18 protein-coding genes are annotated in these 16762 nt (G+C 69.4%); 12 read left to right on the forward strand and 6 right to left on the reverse strand.

The genetic code is table 11. The features are described from left to right. Positions 1-48 precede the first annotated feature (48 nt). A complete protein-coding gene (locus H6A23_RS00975) occupies positions 49-1593 on the reverse strand; it encodes a carboxypeptidase M32 (RefSeq protein ID WP_204830327.1) in 1545 nt (514 codons plus the stop codon). A 193-nt stretch (positions 1594-1786) separates the two neighbouring features. Here H6A23_RS00975 and H6A23_RS00980 point away from each other — a divergent pair, with 193 nt between their 5' ends. Both H6A23_RS00980 and H6A23_RS00985 read left to right on the forward strand, forming a co-directional pair. Then, entirely contained in the window at positions 1787-2758 is a 972-nt protein-coding gene (locus tag H6A23_RS00980; RefSeq protein WP_204830328.1) for an ROK family protein, read from the forward strand. A 123-nt stretch (positions 2759-2881) separates the two neighbouring features. Next, the gene (locus H6A23_RS00985) at positions 2882-3340 is read left to right on the forward strand and encodes a PTS sugar transporter subunit IIA (RefSeq protein WP_204830329.1); all 459 of its coding nucleotides are present in this window, start codon (positions 2882-2884) and stop codon (positions 3338-3340) included. 134 nt (positions 3341-3474) lie between these two features. Here H6A23_RS00985 and H6A23_RS00990 read toward each other — a convergent pair whose 3' ends face one another. Continuing rightward, entirely contained in the window at positions 3475-4326 is an 852-nt protein-coding gene (locus H6A23_RS00990) for a class II fructose-bisphosphate aldolase (protein ID WP_204830330.1), read from the reverse strand. A 632-nt stretch (positions 4327-4958) separates the two neighbouring features. Between H6A23_RS00990 and H6A23_RS00995 the strand changes: the two genes are divergently transcribed. The 7 genes from H6A23_RS00995 (at position 4959) to H6A23_RS01025 (ending at position 11026) form a co-directional block, all read left to right on the forward strand. Further along, entirely contained in the window at positions 4959-5726 is a 768-nt protein-coding gene (locus H6A23_RS00995) for a DeoR/GlpR family DNA-binding transcription regulator (protein ID WP_204830331.1), read from the forward strand. 60 nt (positions 5727-5786) lie between these two features. Continuing rightward, a complete protein-coding gene (locus H6A23_RS01000) occupies positions 5787-6587 on the forward strand; it encodes an HAD family hydrolase (protein WP_204830332.1) in 801 nt (266 codons plus the stop codon). A 221-nt stretch (positions 6588-6808) separates the two neighbouring features. Further along, positions 6809-7519 carry a response regulator transcription factor gene (locus tag H6A23_RS01005; RefSeq protein ID WP_204830333.1) on the forward strand — a complete coding sequence of 237 codons (711 nt, stop codon included), beginning with the start codon at positions 6809-6811 and terminating at the stop codon, positions 7517-7519. Positions 7520-7637: 118 nt separating this feature from the next. Then, positions 7638-8612: an ABC transporter ATP-binding protein gene (locus H6A23_RS01010; protein ID WP_204830334.1), complete on the forward strand. Its 975-nt coding sequence runs from the start codon at positions 7638-7640 to the stop codon at positions 8610-8612. Next, positions 8609-9382, forward strand: a complete 774-nt coding sequence (locus tag H6A23_RS01015) for a hypothetical protein (RefSeq protein WP_204830335.1) — start codon at positions 8609-8611, stop codon at positions 9380-9382. Before H6A23_RS01010 ends, H6A23_RS01015 begins: the two co-directional genes overlap by 4 nt. 19 nt (positions 9383-9401) lie before the next feature. Next, positions 9402-10163: a hypothetical protein gene (locus H6A23_RS01020; RefSeq protein ID WP_204830336.1), complete on the forward strand. Its 762-nt coding sequence runs from the start codon at positions 9402-9404 to the stop codon at positions 10161-10163. 2 nt (positions 10164-10165) lie between these two features. Further along, the gene (locus tag H6A23_RS01025; RefSeq protein ID WP_286165731.1) at positions 10166-11026 is read left to right on the forward strand and encodes a sensor histidine kinase; all 861 of its coding nucleotides are present in this window, start codon (positions 10166-10168) and stop codon (positions 11024-11026) included. 296 nt (positions 11027-11322) lie between these two features. On the opposite strand, the gene H6A23_RS01030 is transcribed toward H6A23_RS01025, so the two are convergent. Next, positions 11323-12258, reverse strand: coding sequence for a 1-phosphofructokinase family hexose kinase (locus H6A23_RS01030; RefSeq protein ID WP_204830338.1), 936 nt, complete (start codon positions 12256-12258; stop codon positions 11323-11325). A 104-nt stretch (positions 12259-12362) separates the two neighbouring features. On the opposite strand from H6A23_RS01030, the gene H6A23_RS01035 reads away from it, so the two are divergent. Then, complete coding sequence (locus H6A23_RS01035) at positions 12363-12836, forward strand: PTS sugar transporter subunit IIB (RefSeq protein ID WP_204830339.1); 474 nt, start codon at positions 12363-12365, stop codon at positions 12834-12836. Positions 12837-13081: 245 nt separating this feature from the next. On the opposite strand, the gene lacB is transcribed toward H6A23_RS01035, so the two are convergent. The 3 genes from lacB to H6A23_RS01050 all read right to left on the reverse strand — a co-directional run bounded on the left by lacB (position 13082) and on the right by H6A23_RS01050 (position 15340). Continuing rightward, positions 13082-13603, reverse strand: coding sequence for a galactose-6-phosphate isomerase subunit LacB (gene lacB, locus H6A23_RS01040; protein ID WP_075279557.1), 522 nt, complete (start codon positions 13601-13603; stop codon positions 13082-13084). A 62-nt stretch (positions 13604-13665) separates the two neighbouring features. Continuing rightward, positions 13666-14094: a galactose-6-phosphate isomerase subunit LacA gene (gene lacA, locus H6A23_RS01045; protein WP_204830340.1), complete on the reverse strand. Its 429-nt coding sequence runs from the start codon at positions 14092-14094 to the stop codon at positions 13666-13668. 481 nt (positions 14095-14575) lie between these two features. After that, positions 14576-15340 carry a DeoR/GlpR family DNA-binding transcription regulator gene (locus H6A23_RS01050; RefSeq protein WP_204830341.1) on the reverse strand — a complete coding sequence of 255 codons (765 nt, stop codon included), beginning with the start codon at positions 15338-15340 and terminating at the stop codon, positions 14576-14578. Between the two features lie 306 nt (positions 15341-15646). Here H6A23_RS01050 and H6A23_RS01055 point away from each other — a divergent pair, with 306 nt between their 5' ends. Then, positions 15647-16087 (forward strand): PTS sugar transporter subunit IIA, encoded by a 441-nt coding sequence (locus H6A23_RS01055; protein ID WP_204830342.1) that lies wholly within the window; start codon positions 15647-15649, stop codon positions 16085-16087. Positions 16088-16173: 86 nt separating this feature from the next. Continuing rightward, positions 16174-16662 (forward strand): PTS system mannose/fructose/N-acetylgalactosamine-transporter subunit IIB, encoded by a 489-nt coding sequence (locus H6A23_RS01060; RefSeq protein ID WP_204830343.1) that lies wholly within the window; start codon positions 16174-16176, stop codon positions 16660-16662. Positions 16663-16762 lie beyond the last annotated feature (100 nt).

Below are 16762 nucleotides of genomic sequence, written 5' to 3' on the forward strand. Positions count from 1 at the left end.
CCCTCTAACCTGTCCCGTTTTCTCTGAGAGAAAAAACACGTCCCCAAATTACAGGCGGTAGAGGGCGGAGAACTTCTCCGTGAGGTAGTCGGTGTAGTAGGCGGGCGAGAAGGGCTCGCCGCACGCGGCCTCGATGAGCTCCTCGGAGTCCTTGGCGCGGCCCCAGCGCCAGATGTTGTCGCGCAGCCAGGCGCGCACGGGGGCGAGGTCGCCCGCGGCGCACGCGGCGTCAAAGTCCGTCCCGCCGCGCACCATGGCGGCCTTGAGCTGGGCGCCGAAGGCCGAGCCGAGCGCATAGGTGGGGAAGTAGCCGAAGGAGCCGCCGGACCAGTGGGTGTCCTGGAGCGCGCCGCGCGCGTCGTCGGGAACGGTGACGCCGAGGTACGCGCGGTACTTCTCGGCCCAGAGGCCCGGGACGTCCGCCGCCGTGGCCTCGCCCGAGAAGAGCAGCTGCTCGATCTCGTAGCGCACGAGGATGTGGAGCGGGTAGGTGAGCTCGTCAGCCTCGGTGCGGACGAGCCCCGGCTCGGCGCAGTTCTCGGCGAGGTAGAGCTGGTGCGCGGTCACGCGGCCGAACTGCCCGGGGAAGTGGCGGCGCAGCACCTCGAGCAGCGGCCCGGCAAAGGCCTCGGAGCGGCCCACGAGGTTCTCGAAGAAGCGCGACTGCGCCTCGTGCATGCCCATCGAGGTGCCCCCGGCAAGCGAGGTCCCCGCGTAGGCGGCATCGACGTTCTGCTCGTAGAGCGCGTGGCCGCCCTCGTGCAGGATGGAGAACACGTTGGAGAGCACGTTGTCGGCGTAGGCGTGCCCGGTCACGATGACAAAGTCGCGGGAGAGGCCGCTCGTGAAGGGGTGCTCGGTGCGGCCGATCCACAGGGCGTCGGCGTCGAGCCCCTCAAGGCGCACGAGGTCCTCGGCGAGGCGCCACTGGCGCTCCTCGTCAAAGGTGCCGTCCACGCAGGCGTGGCTCGGCTTGTGCCGGCTTGCCATGCAGTCGGCCAGAAGCGGCACCACGCACTCCCTCACCTGCGAGAAGAACCGGTCGTAGAAGGCGCGGTCGGTGCCCTTCTCATACTCGTCCAGCCAGACGTCGTACGGGTCCTTCTCGGCGTCCTTGCAGGCGGCCATGCGCCTGAGCGCGTCGACGATGCGGTCCACGTAGGGCTCGAAGGAGGCCCAGTCGTTGGCGGCCTTGGCGCGGCGCCAGACGTCGTTGGCCTCCACGGTGAGGCGGCTGAAGGCGGCCTGCTCCTCGGCGGGCACGTCCACGAGCGAGGCGCGGTCGCGCTTGAGGACGCGCACCTGCGCCATGCGGGTCTCGCCCAGGAGCTCGGGCTGCTGCTCCAGGCGGTCGAGCAGCGGGCCCACCGCGGGGTCGCAGAGCGCCCGCACGCTCATCTCCTGGAGGTTGGCCACGGCCTCGGCGCGCTGGGCCGTGGCGCGCGGCGGGTCGATCACCTGGCCGAGGGAGTCGATCTCGCCCATGGCGTAGCCGAGCGAGAAGAGCGTGCGCTCGAGGGCGCAGAGCGCCTCCATGTCCGCGCGCGGGTTGGGGAGAGCGGCGTTGAACTGCGTGTTGTCCGTGGGTGCCATGACTGCTCCTTGTGGTTTCTCGTGGGGTGCGCGGCCGCGGCGTGCCGCCGGGCCTCCCTCACAGTCTACCCGTCCTACCGGTCATGACAGAACAGTTGCAATCTGCGCCCAAAACGCCCACGATGCCGAGTGGAGACCGTATCATCTGTGGTACGGAAATGCAGGCGCGACCCCGTGGGGCAAGGAGGCACCAATGGAAGCGGTTCTTGGCATCGACGTCGGCGGGACGAGCATCAAGGCGGGGCTCTTCACCCCGTCGGGCGAGCTCCTCGAGGAGCGCAAGATCCCCACGCCCGAGCTCGTGACCGAGGAGGCATACGCGGTCGTGACCAGCGGCATCGAGAAGATCCTCGCCGCGCACGACGCCACGGCAGGAGACGTCATCGCCTGCGGCCTGGACATCCCCGGGCCCGTGGCCGACGACGGCACGGTGGGCGTCCTCGCCAACATCAAGCTCGACCCGGAGGGCATGGTGGGCGCGCTGACCGCCGCCTTCCCCAACGCGACGGTCGCCTTTATCAACGACGCCAACGCGGCCGCGCTCGGCGAGATGTGGGCGGGCGTGGCGCAGCAGGTCTCGAGCTACGTGCTCATCGCCCTGGGCACGGGCGTGGGCGCGGGCGTCGTCGCCAACGGCAAGCTCGTGGCGGGCGCCTTTGGCGCCGGCGGTGAGATCGGGCACATCACGGTCAACCGCGAGGAGACCCTGACCTGCGGCTGCGGACGGCGCGGCTGCCTCGAGCAGTACGCCTCGGCCAAGGGCATCGTCCGCCTCTACCTCGAGGAGTGCGAGCGCCGCGGCGTGACGCCCGTGTCCGTGGAGCACGCCACCGACACCCTCTCCGTCTTCCGCGCGCTCGCGGGCGGTGACGAGTGCGCCCGCGTGGCGGTGCACAAGATGTGCGACTACCTGGCCCAGGCCATGGCGCAGATCTCCTGCGTGGCCGACCCCGCGATGTATCTCATCGGCGGCGGCGTGGCGGGGGCGTTTGCGACCTTCGCCCCGGAGCTGCGCAAGCTCTTCGCCGAGTACGCCTTCCCGGCGAGCAGGGAGGCCCGCATCGAGGCGGCGAGCCTCGGCAACCAGGCCGCCATGTACGGCTGCGCGTACGAGGCGCTCCGCCTGCGCCGGGAGGCCCTGCGCCTCGATGCCGACGCATCGTAATGCGCTCGCCCCGAACTGCCGTCGCGGTGGTATCCTAGGTACGTTACGTGCGAACAAGCCGCCCCAACCGGAAAGGACGTCGCGCGGGGCGATAAGAACGTTGATTGTGAGTGAGGAGTCATCATGAGCGATTTTGTCTCTGCGTCCCACGTTGTTCTCGACTGCTCGGCCTCCACGGTCGACGAGGTCCTGAAGCTCCTTTCCGAGCAGGCGGCCTCCTTCGGCATCGCCGATGACGCCGACGCGCTCTTCGAGGCCTTCAAGGCCCGCGAGGCAGAGGGCACCACGGGCATGATGGGCGGCTTTGCCATCCCGCACGCCAAGAGCGATGCCGTCAAGCAGTCCGCCATCATCGTCGACAAGTTCGCAGAGGGCGTGGCCTGGCCGTCCATGGACGACGCCCCGATCACCTGCGCCATTGCGCTGCTCACCCCCGCCTCCGAGGCGGGCACCACCCACCTGCAGCTCCTCTCCAAGGTCGCCGTGCTGCTCATGGACGAGGGCTTCCGCTCGAGCGTCCAGGCGGCCGACGACGCGGCCAAGATCGCCGAGCTCATCAACGCCGGCATCGACGCGGAGTAGCCACCTGACAAAGGTGTCAGGGCATTTTGTCATGAAGCGGGGCCCGGTGCTGCACCGGGCCCCGCTCGCATATGGGTGCGGCCGCCCTCCGGAGAGGACGGTCGCACCGTGGGCTATCTGGTGGTCGCGCGCCCCTAGGCCCTGTTGACGGAGCCGAGGTTGGTCATGCGGATCTTGACGAGGTTGGTGATCTCCTCCATGCCGGGCTTGTTGGCCTTCTTGGGGTCAAAGACGCCGGGGTTCTCGCCCATGAAGCCCATGAAGCCGCGCATGAACGCCTGGCGGAGCTCCGTGGCGTAGTTGACCTTGCAGATGCCGTTCTTCACGGCCTCGGCCACCTGGTCGTCGGGCACGCCGGAGGTGCCGTGGAGCACGAGCGGCACGTCCACGACGGAGCGGATGGCCTTGACCACGTTCTGCTCGATGTGCGGGGTCTCGGTGTAGACGCCGTGCGCGGTGCCCACGCCGATGGCAAGGGAGGTGCAGCCGGTGCGCTCGACGAACTCGCGCGCCTCCTCCGGGTCGGTGTAGGGGTTCTCGCCCTCGACGGCCGGGCCGTCGTCCTCCTTGCCGCCCACCTTGCCAAGCTCGGCCTCCACGGGGATGCCGAGGGGCTTGGCGACCTTGGTCACGGAGGCGGTGAGGGCGATGTTGTCCTCGAAGGCGTCGTGGGAGCCGTCGATCATGACGGAGGTGTAGCCGGCCTTCATGGCCTGGACGCAGCGGTCGAAGCCGTCGCCGTGGTCGAGGTGGATGGCCACGGGCACGCTCGCCTGCTCGGCGGCAACGCGGCACATGGCGGCAAAGTAGTCGAGGTTGGCGTACTTCACGGTGCCGGGCGTGGTCTGCATGATGACGGGGGAGCGCAGCTCCTCGGCGGCCTTCACGACGGCCATGACAAACTCGAGGCTCTCGACGTTGAACGCGCCGACGGCATAGTGGTCGGCCTGGGCGTCGAGCAGCATCTCCTTGGTGGTGACGAGCATCGTTGCTCCCTTCGTCGCGCCGGGTCATCCCGGCTCCAGCTCCTGCAACGCCATTGTAGGGCGGCGCGTCCTCCCTCGGGTCCCACGAGGGCCGCGGGCGGTCCCGCGGGGGTCGTCAAAAGGAAAGCAAAGGCAGGGGCGGGGCGCTCTCGTCCCGCGGGCCCTGCCGCGTGCCCGGTTAGGAAATGCCGGTCGTTGCTGGGATTCGGTAGAGGTTGGTTAGAAAAGCGGGGTCGTTGCGGGCGAGCTGCGCCGACCGCTTGGAAAACGGCGGTCGTTGCGCCGCACTGGGCCGTTCTTCTCGCCATGGCGAGAAGAACGCGCAGCTGGCGAATGGGCTTGCATGGGGAGAGGCGGTTCTGCGCCGCGCGCGGGCCCCCGGGTCCTGCAGCGGCTGCGATTCTCTAACGGGCCTGCGTGTCGTGGGCGCAACGACCGCGATTCCCTAACCGAGGGCCCGGCCGGGGACGCCGGCTCCCCGCGTCACCCGCCCGCGCCGGGAGCCCCCGCATCCCAGACTTTTCAAAAGAAAAGAAAAGGCACTGTGTTAGATTGTCTTTAGGGAAAGCAAAGGAAACATATTCTGCTCACAATTCGCGGGGGAGCGTCCGTTGGGCGGAGGGAGGCTCGCGATGCCGATGTCGTCCGAGGAGCGCCGCTCGGCCATCCTCTCCATGCTCGACCGCGCCGCGTCCGTGCAGGTGACGCAGCTCGCCGACGCCTTTGGCGTGAGCCGCGTGACGGCCCGCGCGGACCTCGACGCCCTCGCGCGAGACGGCAAGCTGCGCCGCACGCATGGCGGCGCCGTCTCGCTCTCCAAGACGCTCACCGTCTCCGTGCAGGAGCGGCGCATCAACGTGAACGTGGAGGCCAAGCGCGCCATCGCGCGGCTCGCGGCGCCGCTCGTGGAGGACGGCGACTCCGTGCTCGTGGACTCGGGCACGACGGCGCTCGAGCTCGTGCGCGCCATCTCGGGCCGCGCGGGCGTGACCGTGGTGACCGACGACTTCACGATCGCCGACTACGTGGACCGCTCCGCGCCCTCGCTCGACGTCATCATGCTCGGGGGGAGCCTGCGCAAGGGCCACCGCTACACGGCCGGGCCGCTCGCCATGCGCACGCTCGAGGTGCTCCACCCCCGCAAGGCCTTCGTCACGCCCACCTCCTACGTCCCCGGGCGCGGCCTCATGACCAACAACCAGGACATGGCCGAGCTCAAGCGGGCCTATCTGGCCTGCGCGGACAGGACGTTCGTGCTCATGGACCAGAGCAAGGTGGGCTCGCCGGGGCTGCTCTGGTTTGGCACGCTCGCGGGCGTCGAGGCCGTGGTCATGGATGACGACCCGGGCGGCCTTGTTGCCGGGGACGCCGCCGAGCAGGGGTGCCGCGTCATATACTAGGCCGGGGCGCCGCAGGGTCGGGGCGCCCGCGGGTCCAGCCCCGGGCGAAGGGAGAAGAACGTGGCCGTGAAGCTCATCCTCACCGACATCGACGGGACCATCCTGCCGCGGGGCCGCCGGCGCGTCTCCGCGCGCACCGTCTCCGCGTTTCACGCGGCGCTCGACGCGGGGATTGCCGTGGGACCCGCGAGCGGCCGCGGCTACTCGTGGATTCCGGGCTTCTTTGGCGGGGACGCGGCCTGCTGCGCCACGGCGCTCGCGACCAACGGCATGCAGGTCTACCTCGGCGGCGAGAAGGTCATGGAGCAGACGCTCGACCCGGGCGCCCTCGAGGCGCTGCGCGCGATCGTGGCGCAGACGCCGGGGGCGGGCCTGGTCTGCTTTGACGGCGCGACGCCGCTTCTGGTGGAGGGCGAGCTCGAGGTGCTGGCCGCGCACTTCCCTGCCTATGCCGAGCGCTGCCGCGTGACCCGGGCGCTGCCGGACTTTCCCGTGGTGAAGGCCAACGTCTTCACCGGGGCGGGGGAGGGCGCGGCGGCGGAGCTGGTCGCGCGCCTGAACGCCGAGGTTCCCGAGCTTGACGTCGACCGTGCGATGCCCACCTACTCCAACATCATGCCGCGCGGCTGGAACAAGGGCGCCGCGGTTACGTGGCTGGCCGAGCGCCTGGGCCTGGACCTTGACGAGGTCGTGGTCTTTGGAGACGCGGACAACGACCTTCCCCTGTTCGCCGCGGTGCCCAACTCCGTCGCGGTGGCGGGGGCGACGGGCGAGGCCGCGGCCGCCGCGCGCTGGCACATCGGCGCCTGCGAGGACGACGCCGTGGCGGCGGCGATCGAGGCGCTGGCCGCCGGCGGGTGACCGTTTGCGGGATAGGGCCTCCGCGCCCCCTGCCCCCTCCGGGTACGTACGCGCCTCCTCCGGGTACGTACACGTTTTCCTGATTGATGTTCTTCTCGATAGCTCCTCTACCTGCGGCGCGCACTTTGCAAGGTACCAAACAAATAATTGAATCTCGTACGTACCCGGAAGGGGAGTGTACGTACCCGGAGGGGGGCGGCGCTCAGGGCTATACTCGTGCCATGAAGACGGGGCCTGACACCTTCCGCGTCCTCGTGGTCGAGGACGACGCCGCGCTCTCCGAGGTGGTCTGCACCTTCCTCGGGGGCGAGGGGTACGCGTGTACCCCGGCATTCTCCGGCACCGAGGCGCTGCTGCTCGCCGAGCGCGCGGGCGAGAAGAACCTGCGCTTCGACCTCGTCATCCTTGACCTCATGCTGCCCGGCATGCCGGGCGAGGAGCTCATCGGGCGCCTCCGCGCGTCCGGCGTGGGGGCGCCCGTGATCGTGACCTCCGCCAAGTCGGCCGTGACGGACCGCGTGGGGCTGCTCCGCCTGGGGGCGAGCGACTACCTGGTCAAGCCCTTCGACCTTGACGAGCTGCTCGCGCGCGTGGAGGTGCAGCTGCGCGACCGCGGCCCCGGGGCCCGCCCGGAGGGGCTGCTGCGCTTTGGCCGCTGGGCGCTCGACCCGGCCGCGCGGACGTTTTCCGTGGACGGCGCCGCCCTGCGCCTCACGCGCACCGAGTTTGACCTCCTCGCCGCCATGATGCGCGAGCCGAGCCGCGTCTTCACCAAGCAGGCCCTCTTCGAGATAGTCCGCAACGAGGAGGCCCTCGCGGAGGAGCGCACCATCTCGACGCACGTGAGCAACCTGCGCGCCAAGCTGCGCCCCTCCGGCACGGACTCCTACCTCCAGACCGTCTGGGGCATTGGCTTCAAGCTCTCCGCGTAGCGCTGCGCAAGGGGGGCGGTCACCCCTCTCGCACTCCTTGTCGAAGTCTTGTAAGTCTCTGAAGGGTTTCCCCATGCCTGCCGGGTAGTCTTGGGATAACTCGAGGATGGGAGGTCCCATGAACGCCATAGAGACGAGCAGCCTCTCCAGGTCCTTCTCGCGCGGGACGGTGCGTGCCGTGCGCGACGTGAGCCTCGCCGTGCCGGCCGGCTCGGTCTTTGGGATCGTGGGCAAGAACGGCGCGGGCAAGTCCACGCTGCTCAAGCTCATTGCCGGCCTCATGCGGCAGGACGCGGGCACGGTGTCCGTGCTCGGCCGCGAGCTCAGGCCCTGCGAGTCCGACCCGCGGCTTGGCGTGCTCGTGGAGGCGCCGGCGGTCTACGGGCGGCTCGACGCCTTCGAGAACCTCATGAACCGTGCGCTGGTGCTCGGCCTGGCGGACCCAAAGAGGGCGTGCCGAGAAGCGCTTGAGCTCGTGGGCCTCGACGCGCGCGCCGCAGGAGACGGGCGCCGCCGCCTGCTCTGGCCGCGCGGCTCCTACGTGGACGACCTCTCAACCGGGCAGCGCCAGCGCCTCGGCGTCGCCCTCGCGCTCATCGGCCATCCCGAGGTGCTGCTGCTCGACGAGCCGCTCACGGGCATCGACCCCACCGGAGTGGCGGACCTGCGCGCGCTGCTCGTCCGTCTCAGCCGCGAGCGTGGCGTCACCGTGGTGGTGAGCTCGCACGTCCTCGCGGACCTCGAGCGCATGTGCACGCACTACGGCATCATGCGCGACGGCGCCCTCGTGCGCCAGCTCACCTCCGACGAGCTCGCCGACGCCTGCGCCACCTACCTCATGCTGCGCGTCGACGCGCCGGAGCGCGCGGTGGCCGTGCTCGCCGAGGAGCTGCCGGGTCTCACGGTGCGCATGCTGCCGGACGGCGCCCTGCGCGTGACGGCGCCGGGCGGCGGGGAGCCTAACCGCGCGGTGCTGGCGCAGGTGCTCCTGGCCGCGGGTATCGCCGTGATGGAGCTTGCCGCCAGCACGCCCGACGTCGAGGCGGAGCTCGTTCGCCTCATCGACGATGCAGCTACCGAGAAGGGCAGGTGAGCGCCATGACCAACCTTGCCAACCAGCTCCGTGCCGCGTTCTTTCTTGCCTCGCGCGATGCCTACGTGAAGGGCGCCTTCGTGCTGCCGGCGTTGCTCGCCGTGTCGACCATCCTGCTGGTGCTGCTCTTCCCTGACGCCAACATGCACGTGATGTTTGAGTCGGGCCTCCTCGGCATCGTCCGCACGGGTGCCCTCTTCGGTACTTGCCTCGCCATGGCGGGGATCGTCACGCACGACGTCTCGTCGGGCGGCCTGCGCGCGGCCGTCCTCGTGGGGCGCGGGCGAGAGGGGTACGTGGCCTCCCGGGCGATCCTGGCGTTGGTGCTCGCGGTTCTTCTCGGCCTGTGGTCGGTGCTGCTGGGCATGGCGCCGCTTCTTGGCCCTCGCGTGGTCTTCGAGGGGATGCCTGCGGGCGAGCTGGCGCTCCGCGTGGCGGCCCACATCCTGGTGGGCTGGACGTACGCCGTCTTTGGCATGCTGCTCCTGTGGCTCGCCCGGAGCCCCCGTGGCTTTGCCTCAGCGTTCTTCGCGGCGGTCATCCTGGGCGCGGGGGTGCTCAACGCGCTGCTCCTCGTGCTGGTGGCGGTGCTCATCCCGCTCTCCCAGGAGCTCGCCTTCGGGGCGTTCCAGCTTATCGTTCCCATCTTGCCGAGCAGCCTGCTCGGCGACGCCTTCGTGGCCGACGCCCGCCTCGTCGTGCTGCCCGTCGCCTACGTCATCGTCTTCTGGGCGCTCTCGCGCCGCGTGATGGTGCGGGCCCCGCTCTAGACCAAAAGGAGGTCCCACCATGGCAAACCAGCTTCGCGCCGCACTCTATGCGCTCGTGCGCAACTACCGGACGTGGGTCGCGCTCGCTCTCGTCGTGCTCGGCAAGGCGTATGCCGCCTGGAGCGTGACGCAGGGGGTGACCTACGGCCTGCAGGACTCGCTCTTCCGCGACAAGGCGCTCCTGCTCGTCGTCCTCTTTGCGGGGGCGGGGGTCGCGGCCTTCGACCAGCGCGGTGGCGCCCTGCGCTCGGCGTGCTGCACGGAGCGCGGACGGGCGGGCTATGTGGCCTCGCGCTTCGTGGCGGCGGCCGCGCTCGCCCTGGGCCTGCTCGCAGTGGCGGCGGCGCTGGACGTAATCGCCGGCGCGCTGGTGCCGGGCGCGTCCGTCATCGCCGCGTCCCCGGCGATGTGCGCCCCGGGCCGGGTGCTCGCCGGCGTGCTCACGTACCTCACGGTCGCGGAGGTCGGCTTTGTGGCGGGCCTCGTCACGAGGAGCCAGAGCGCGATTGCGGCAACGGGCCTCGTTGTCGTGGCATTCCTCGTGCTCTGCGTGCTCGTGCTGATCGTCGTGCCGGAGGGCTCGCCCACGCCCCTTGGGATGACGCTCTCCGAGGCCATCGGCTTCGCGCTGCCCCTCGAGGGCCTCAAGGCCGACGTGATGTTCGCGATGGCCGCGCGGCTCATGCCGCTCGACCCCCTGCGCGCCTTCGTGGTGCCCCTGGCGTGGCTGGCGGGACTCCTCGCGCTGGCGCGCTCCGCAATGGCGAGAAGGACGGTGTGACGATGAGAGGGGACGGCCTCCTCTCGGCTCGTGCCCGCGACCTCGCGCGGCTGGCGGAGCTGCTCGATCGCGCCGCCGTCTCTCCCGCCCCTCGTGCGCGCCTGGAGTCCGCGGACCCGGCGGTGGTGGCGCTCGCCCGGGCGGTGGACCGCCACCTGGACGCGGACCTCGAGCGAGACCTGGAGCGTCGTCGTGCGGACGAGCGCTTCCGCGAGCAGCTCGCGGCGCTCAGCCACGACATCCGCACGCCGCTCGCCGGCGCCCAGGGCTATCTGCAGCTCGCCCGCCGCACTGCTGACCCGGAGCGTGCCGTCCGCTACCTCGAGGGTGCCGAGAAGCGCCTCGCGGCCATGCGCGTGCTCGTGGACGACCTCTTCACCTACGCCCGCGCCGCAGACCCGTCCTGGCGGCCCGAGCTCGTCCCGTGCGACCTCGCCGTCACGGTGACGGACGCGCTTGCCGCCCGATACGAGGACTTTTCCGCGCGCGGCTGGGATCCGGACGTGCGCCTGGGACGGAGCGAGCTCGTGCTCGCGGCTCCCGACGCGCTTACCCGGGTGGTGGGCAACCTGCTGGAGAACGCGCTTGCCCACGGCAGCGGCGCCCCGCTCGTCCGTCTGGAAGGAACGGCTCTCACGGTGGAGAATCCCGTTGCGCCCGCCGACGCCGCCCGGATAGACCCCGCGCGCCTGACGGAGCGCTTCTACCAGGGGGACGCCTCGCGCAGCGCCGGCGGCAGCGGCCTGGGCCTTGCCGTCGCTCGCTCGCTTGCGGAGGCGATGGGCGGCACGCTGACGGTGGGCGTGGACGCGGGGGACGCGCCGTTCTTCTCGGCACGGCTCGAGCTGCGGCCTGCCCCCTAGGGAGGGGCCGCGCCGCCGGAAAGCGCGCCCGCTGCGGAGGGTGCGCTGTGTCATGTGGGAAGACGCGGCCGGTTTGGCGCAGAGGGTGCGCTTTCCGGCGGCGTGCGAGCCAGAGGAGCCCGCGGTTGGGTGGCATCCTTGATGGAGCGCCCCCGGTGCCCGCATCCACAAGACCGCCCGGCGAGAAGAACGTCTCTGCAGGTCGTTCTTCTCGCCGGGCGGTCATTGTGGTCCGGATGGATGCCCATGCATCAAGGGTGCCACCCAATCGGAGGGTGGTTGCGCTGGTGCCGGCTCTACGCTACGCGCTCCACGCTGGTGCCCGCGCGCAGCTCGTCGGCCACGGCCATGTCGAAGTGGCCGGTCGAGGGGGTGAGGCAGTTGGCGGAGGCGCAGGCCATGGCAAAGGCGAGCTGGTCCTCCACGGCCATGCCGCGCGCCATGGCCACGGCGAAGGCGCCCACCATCGTGTCGCCGGAGCCCACGGGGTTCACCACGTCGATCTTAGGAGCCCGCCCGCGGAAGACGCCGTCCGCGCAGGCCATCACGGAGCCGTCGCCGCCCAGGGAGACCACGACCTTTTCGATGCCGTAGGTCTCGTGCACCTCGCGCGCGGCGGCGTAGATCTCGTCGATGGACTCGGGCTTGCGGCCCAGAATCGCCTGGATCTCGTCCGTGTTGGGCTTGATCATCGCGGGCCGCGCGGGAAGGCTGCCCACGAGGAGGGCCCCCGAGGTGTCCAGGATCGCCGGCTTGCCCGCCGCGCGCACGATCTCCACGAGCTCGCGGTAGATGGCGTCGCCGCAGCCCTTGGGCACGCTTCCGTTGAAGGTCACCACGTCGGCGCGCGCGGCGATCTGGCCGACCTTCTCGCGCACGGCGGCGACCTCGTCGGCCGTCACGGGGCGACCGGGCTCGAGGAACTCCGTCGAGCGCCCGTCGGGCTCCAGGACGTTGATGCAGCAGCGCGTCTCGGTGGCCACGTGGACGAAGTCGTGCTCGATGCCGTCGGCGTCCAGGAGCTCGCAGAGGAGCCGGCCGTTGTTGCCGCCCACAAAGCCCGTGGCCACGATCTTCTCGCCGCAGGTGGCCACCGCGCGGGCGGCGTTGAGTCCCTTGCCGCCGGCGTTGTCGATGCACGTCTCAACGCGCATGACGGTGCCGTCGACGAGCGGGCAGGAAAGCTGGTAGGCCTTGTCGATGGAGCTGTTGAGCGTGACGGTAGAGATCATGGCGTCTCCTTCTGGGTCATTGCGGCGTGTCCTCACTGCATCTTATCCCGTTGCGTGCGGGTAAGATAGAAACCACTGGGGTACCACTGGGAGAAAGGCCGGAAATGACGGGGCCCGACGGCACGTTCGTGCGCATCGACAGCCGCCTCGTGCACGGGCAGGTGGCGGCCGCGTGGGTGCGCGCGCTCGGTGCGCGCCGCATCGTCGTGGCCAACGACGAGGTCGCCGCCAACCCCATGCGGCAGCGCGTGATGCGCATGGCCGTCCCCCAGGGGGTCGAGGCGCTCTTCCAGGGCGTGGCCGAGGCGGCGGGCACGCTCCGGGCGTCAGGCGGTACCCCGACGCTCGCGGTGGTGGAGACGCCCGCGGATGCCCTCGCGCTCGTGGAGGCGGGGGTGCGCCCGCGGGCGGTCAACGTGGGCAACCTGCACATGGCGGCCGGCAAGCGCCGGGTTGCCCCGGCGGTGGCCGTTGACGAGCGCGACCTCGCCGCCCTGCGCGCCCTGCGCGAGCGCGGCGTTGAGCTGACGGCGCGGCGCACCCCCGCGTCGCCGTCTGCCGGGCTCGACTGGCTGTAGCGGGCGCGCCGCGCGTCACCCCCGCAGAACCCGGGTGCGATTGGGTGGCATGTTTGATGTCCCCGCCGGCTCTTCGCCGAGTTCTTCTCGCTTTTTAATGCGATGGTTTATTGTTCTGCGCTGTTTTGGCGTCGATTGGGTGGCATATCTTATAAAGAAACGGATTGATATAAGGAATGCCACCCAATCGCCAGAGGTTTGCGTTCGACGGCGGCCTGCGGGCGACGCCGGGGAGAGCGCGGGGGCTAGTCGTGGTACTCGCCGCGGTCCCACTTCTCCAGGAACTCGTCAAAGAAGTGCGGGTCCGCCTGGGCCTCGGCGTCGCAGCCGGCCTCGATGGCGTCGATCTTGGCGACGAGGGCGTCGCGCTCGGGCGTGGGCTGGTAGCTCGCGGCGAGGAACGCGTCCACGATGTCGGCGATGAGGAACTCGCCGGTGATCTTGCCGCCAAAGCCGATGACGTTGGCGTTCAGGCACTCGCGGGCGTGCACGGCGGTGGACATGTCGCGGACGAGCGCGCAGCGGGCGCCCGGGACCTTGTTCACGGCGTTGGTGATGCCCACGCCCGTGCCGCACATGACCACGCCGGCGTCGGCCTCGCCGGAGGCGACCTTCTCGCCCACGGCCTTGCCGTAGATGGGGTAGTGGGTGCGCGCGTGATCGTAGGTGCCGCAGTCGATGACGGTGTGGCCGCAGGCCTTGAGGTGGTCGGAGATGGCCATCTTCTCGTTGGTGACAATATGATCGCAGCCGATCGCGATGATCATGGTGAGTCCTCCTTGGGTCTTGGGTCTTGGGTCTTGGCGCCGGAGCTGGGTCAACGCGCCTGCTAGGCCATCTTGTTGAGCATGTCCACGCGGATCTGGTGGCGGCCGCCGGCGTAGGGCTCAGACAGGAACTCGCGCACGATCCCGCGGGCGATCTCGTCGCCCACGACGGCAGAGCCCATGGTGATGAGGCGCGCGTTGTTGTGCTGGCGCGTCATGAAGGCGGAGCGCTCGTCGGAGCACTCGCAGGCAACCATGCCCTTGACCTTGCAGGCGGCCATGTAGGAGCCGTCGCCGTAGCGGTCGAAGGCAAAGCCGAGGCTGTCGGGGTTCTCAAGCAGGTCGCGCGCGACAGCGAGGGTGGAGTCCACGAGGTCCGCGGCCGGCTCCTCGCTCTTGTCCACGACCTCGTGACCGAGCTCCGCGAGGTAGGCCTTGACCGTCTCCTTGAGCGGCATGCCCTCAGCGTCAGATCCGATGACGATTCTCATAGCTGTCCTTTCCCCAGGATGGCCTGCAAAGGTGAATCTGCGAGAAGTGTACTCGATTTCATTTGCTTCAAACAGATTCGAACAAATTGGCACGATGCCGCTGTGGGGAGGATTCCGCCGGCGGCTGCGGGGCCGCCGTGCGGCGGGCGCGGTTCGGGGAACGTCGCGACGGCTCCGCACAGCGGTTGCGCGGAGGTTTGGCGACGGATGCGGCGAGAAGAACGTCGCGGCCGCTCCACACAGCCTTCCGCGGAGGTTTGGCGACAAACGCGGCGTGGGGAACGTCGCATCCGCTCCGCATAGCGGACGTGCGGGGGTTCGGCGACGGATGCGGTGTGGGGGACGTCGCGGCGGCCCCGCACAGCGGACGTGCGGAGGCCTGGCGACAAACGCGGCGAGAAGAACGTCGCCACGGCCCCGCACAGCGGCGCGCAGGGAGCCTGCCGGCAGCCGGGTTCTTCTCGCCGTCTGGGCGCGTGCCCTAGAACAGCACCCGCGCGTGCGCGCGGAGCGCCTCGAGCTCCTCGGGGTCCACGCCGTCGTCGCAGATCACGGTGTCCTCGGGCCTGAGCGAGAAGAAGGAGTAGAACCCGCGCGAGCCGATCTTGCTGCTGTCGGCGAGCACGAAGCACTCCGTGGCGTGGTCGAAGACGGTGCTGTAGAGCCTGCCGGCGTCGAGCGTGCTCGTGAAGAGCCGGCCGTCGCGCAGGGCGTCGACGCCGATGAAGGCCTTGTCAAAGCCGAGCGAGGCGAGCGCGTTCTCGGTGATGGGCCCCATGAAGGTGCCGGACCTTGGGCGATAGGTGCCGCCGAGCATGATGATCTCGCGGATGTCGCCGTCGACGAAGAGATTGAAGATCGGAAGGCTGTTGGTCACGATGCGCAGCGGGATGACGGGCAGAAACTGCGCGGCGAGCTCGACGGTGGTGCTGGAGCCCAGAAAGATCGTGTCCCCCTCGCTCACGAGCGAGGCCGCGACCTTGGCGATCTTGGTCTTCTCCTCTATGTGGAGAAGCTGGCGCTCAAGGTGGGCGGACTCGCGGATGAGCGCCCGGTCGCGCACGCCCTCGGACGTCTTGGCCCCGCCCCTCAGGCGCTCGATGCGCCCCTCGTCCGAGAGCTCCTCGAGGTCGCGCCGCACGGTCATGTCCGAGACGCCGAGCGTGGTGGCGATCTCGTGCACCGAGACGGTGCCGCGTACGCGGCACATCTCTACGATCCGGTCCTGTCGCTCGGCCTTGAGCATGGGGTCTTCCGTCACCTCCGCATGACTGTTCGAACAACACTATACCGGGCGAGTCGCACATCGCGTCCGCAAGCTGACAACTTTTGACAACTTGCAGATTTTCCTTCGAGCGGCAGCTCTATCGGTACGGTCGCCGACGATTCCCTACCGTCCGCCCCCATTCTTACGCTGAGATGACGAGTTACACACACAAATTCCGAACATTTGGATACCATCATTCCGAACAGAAACGAACAATTTAAATCCAATTCTGTTCTGTTATGAAAAAAGAGCGGCCGCACGGCCGCGCGGAGGAGAGGAAGCACCATGAGGGTAGGCGTCATCGTTGCGAGCCACGGCGAGTTTGCGCGGGCGGCGCTCGGCAGCGTCGAGATGGTCGCCGGCCCCCAGCAGGACGTGCGCGCGCTCGCGCTCACGGCGAACAAGTCGGCCGAGGCGTTCGAGGCGGAGTTCGCCCAGGCCTACGAGGAGCTCAGGGCCACCTGCGACCTCATCGTCACCATCTGCGACATCCATGGCGGCACCCCGTTCAACGTCATCTCGCGCAGCATCCTCAAGGGCATGGATATGGTCGCCTTCACCGGCCTGAGCCTGCCCGTCCTCATAGAGCTCCTGCTCTCCCGCGACCAGGCCGCGGACGCCGACGAGATTCGCCAGCTCATCGAGGCGGCGCACGCCCAGACCCTCGCCGAGATCAAGGTCGAGATGGCCCAGGACGGCTCTGACGAGGACGACCTCGACCTCTAGCCCGCGCGCCACCGGCACCAGGCCCGTCCGGAGCGCCCCGCGGGCCCCAGGCACCAAACGAAAGCCCCAGAGAAAGGGAGAAGAACATGGCACTCAAGCTCGTTGACATCGATGACCGCCTCATCCACGGCCAGCTGGCGTCCACGTGGATCCCGGACAACAGCATCGAGTCCGTGATCATCGTGGATGACAAGGTCGCCAACGACCCGGTGCAGAAGTCCGTCGCGGGGCTTGCCGTCCCCAAGGTCAAGGTCTCGGTCTTTGGCGTCGACAAGTTCATCGACGTCCTCAAGAAGACCACGCTCAAGAAGGTGACGATGGTGCTCTTCACCAACCCCATCGACGCCCTCAGGATGCACGAGAACGGCCTGCCGTTCGACTACCTCAACGTCTCCGGCATGCGCTACAACGACCAGCGCACGCGCCTGCACAAGAACATGTCCGTGACCCCCGAGGAGCGCGCGGCGTTTGAGCAGCTCATCGCCATGGGCGTCGAGTGCTGGATGCAGCCCACCACGCGCGACCCCAAGGTCTCCGTCTCCGAGCTGCTCACCGGCGCGCACGCGGAGGCCTAGCGCCGCCCCCGCGCGGCCGGGCCCGGCGGCCGGGCACCACAAGGCACCGTCGGCGCGGAGAGGGCGCGCCGTCAGCATGCGACGACTTCGTCAGAAGGAG

The sequence above is a fragment of the Olsenella uli genome (assembly GCF_016900775.1).
Lineage (GTDB): Bacteria > Actinomycetota > Coriobacteriia > Coriobacteriales > Atopobiaceae > Thermophilibacter > Thermophilibacter uli_A.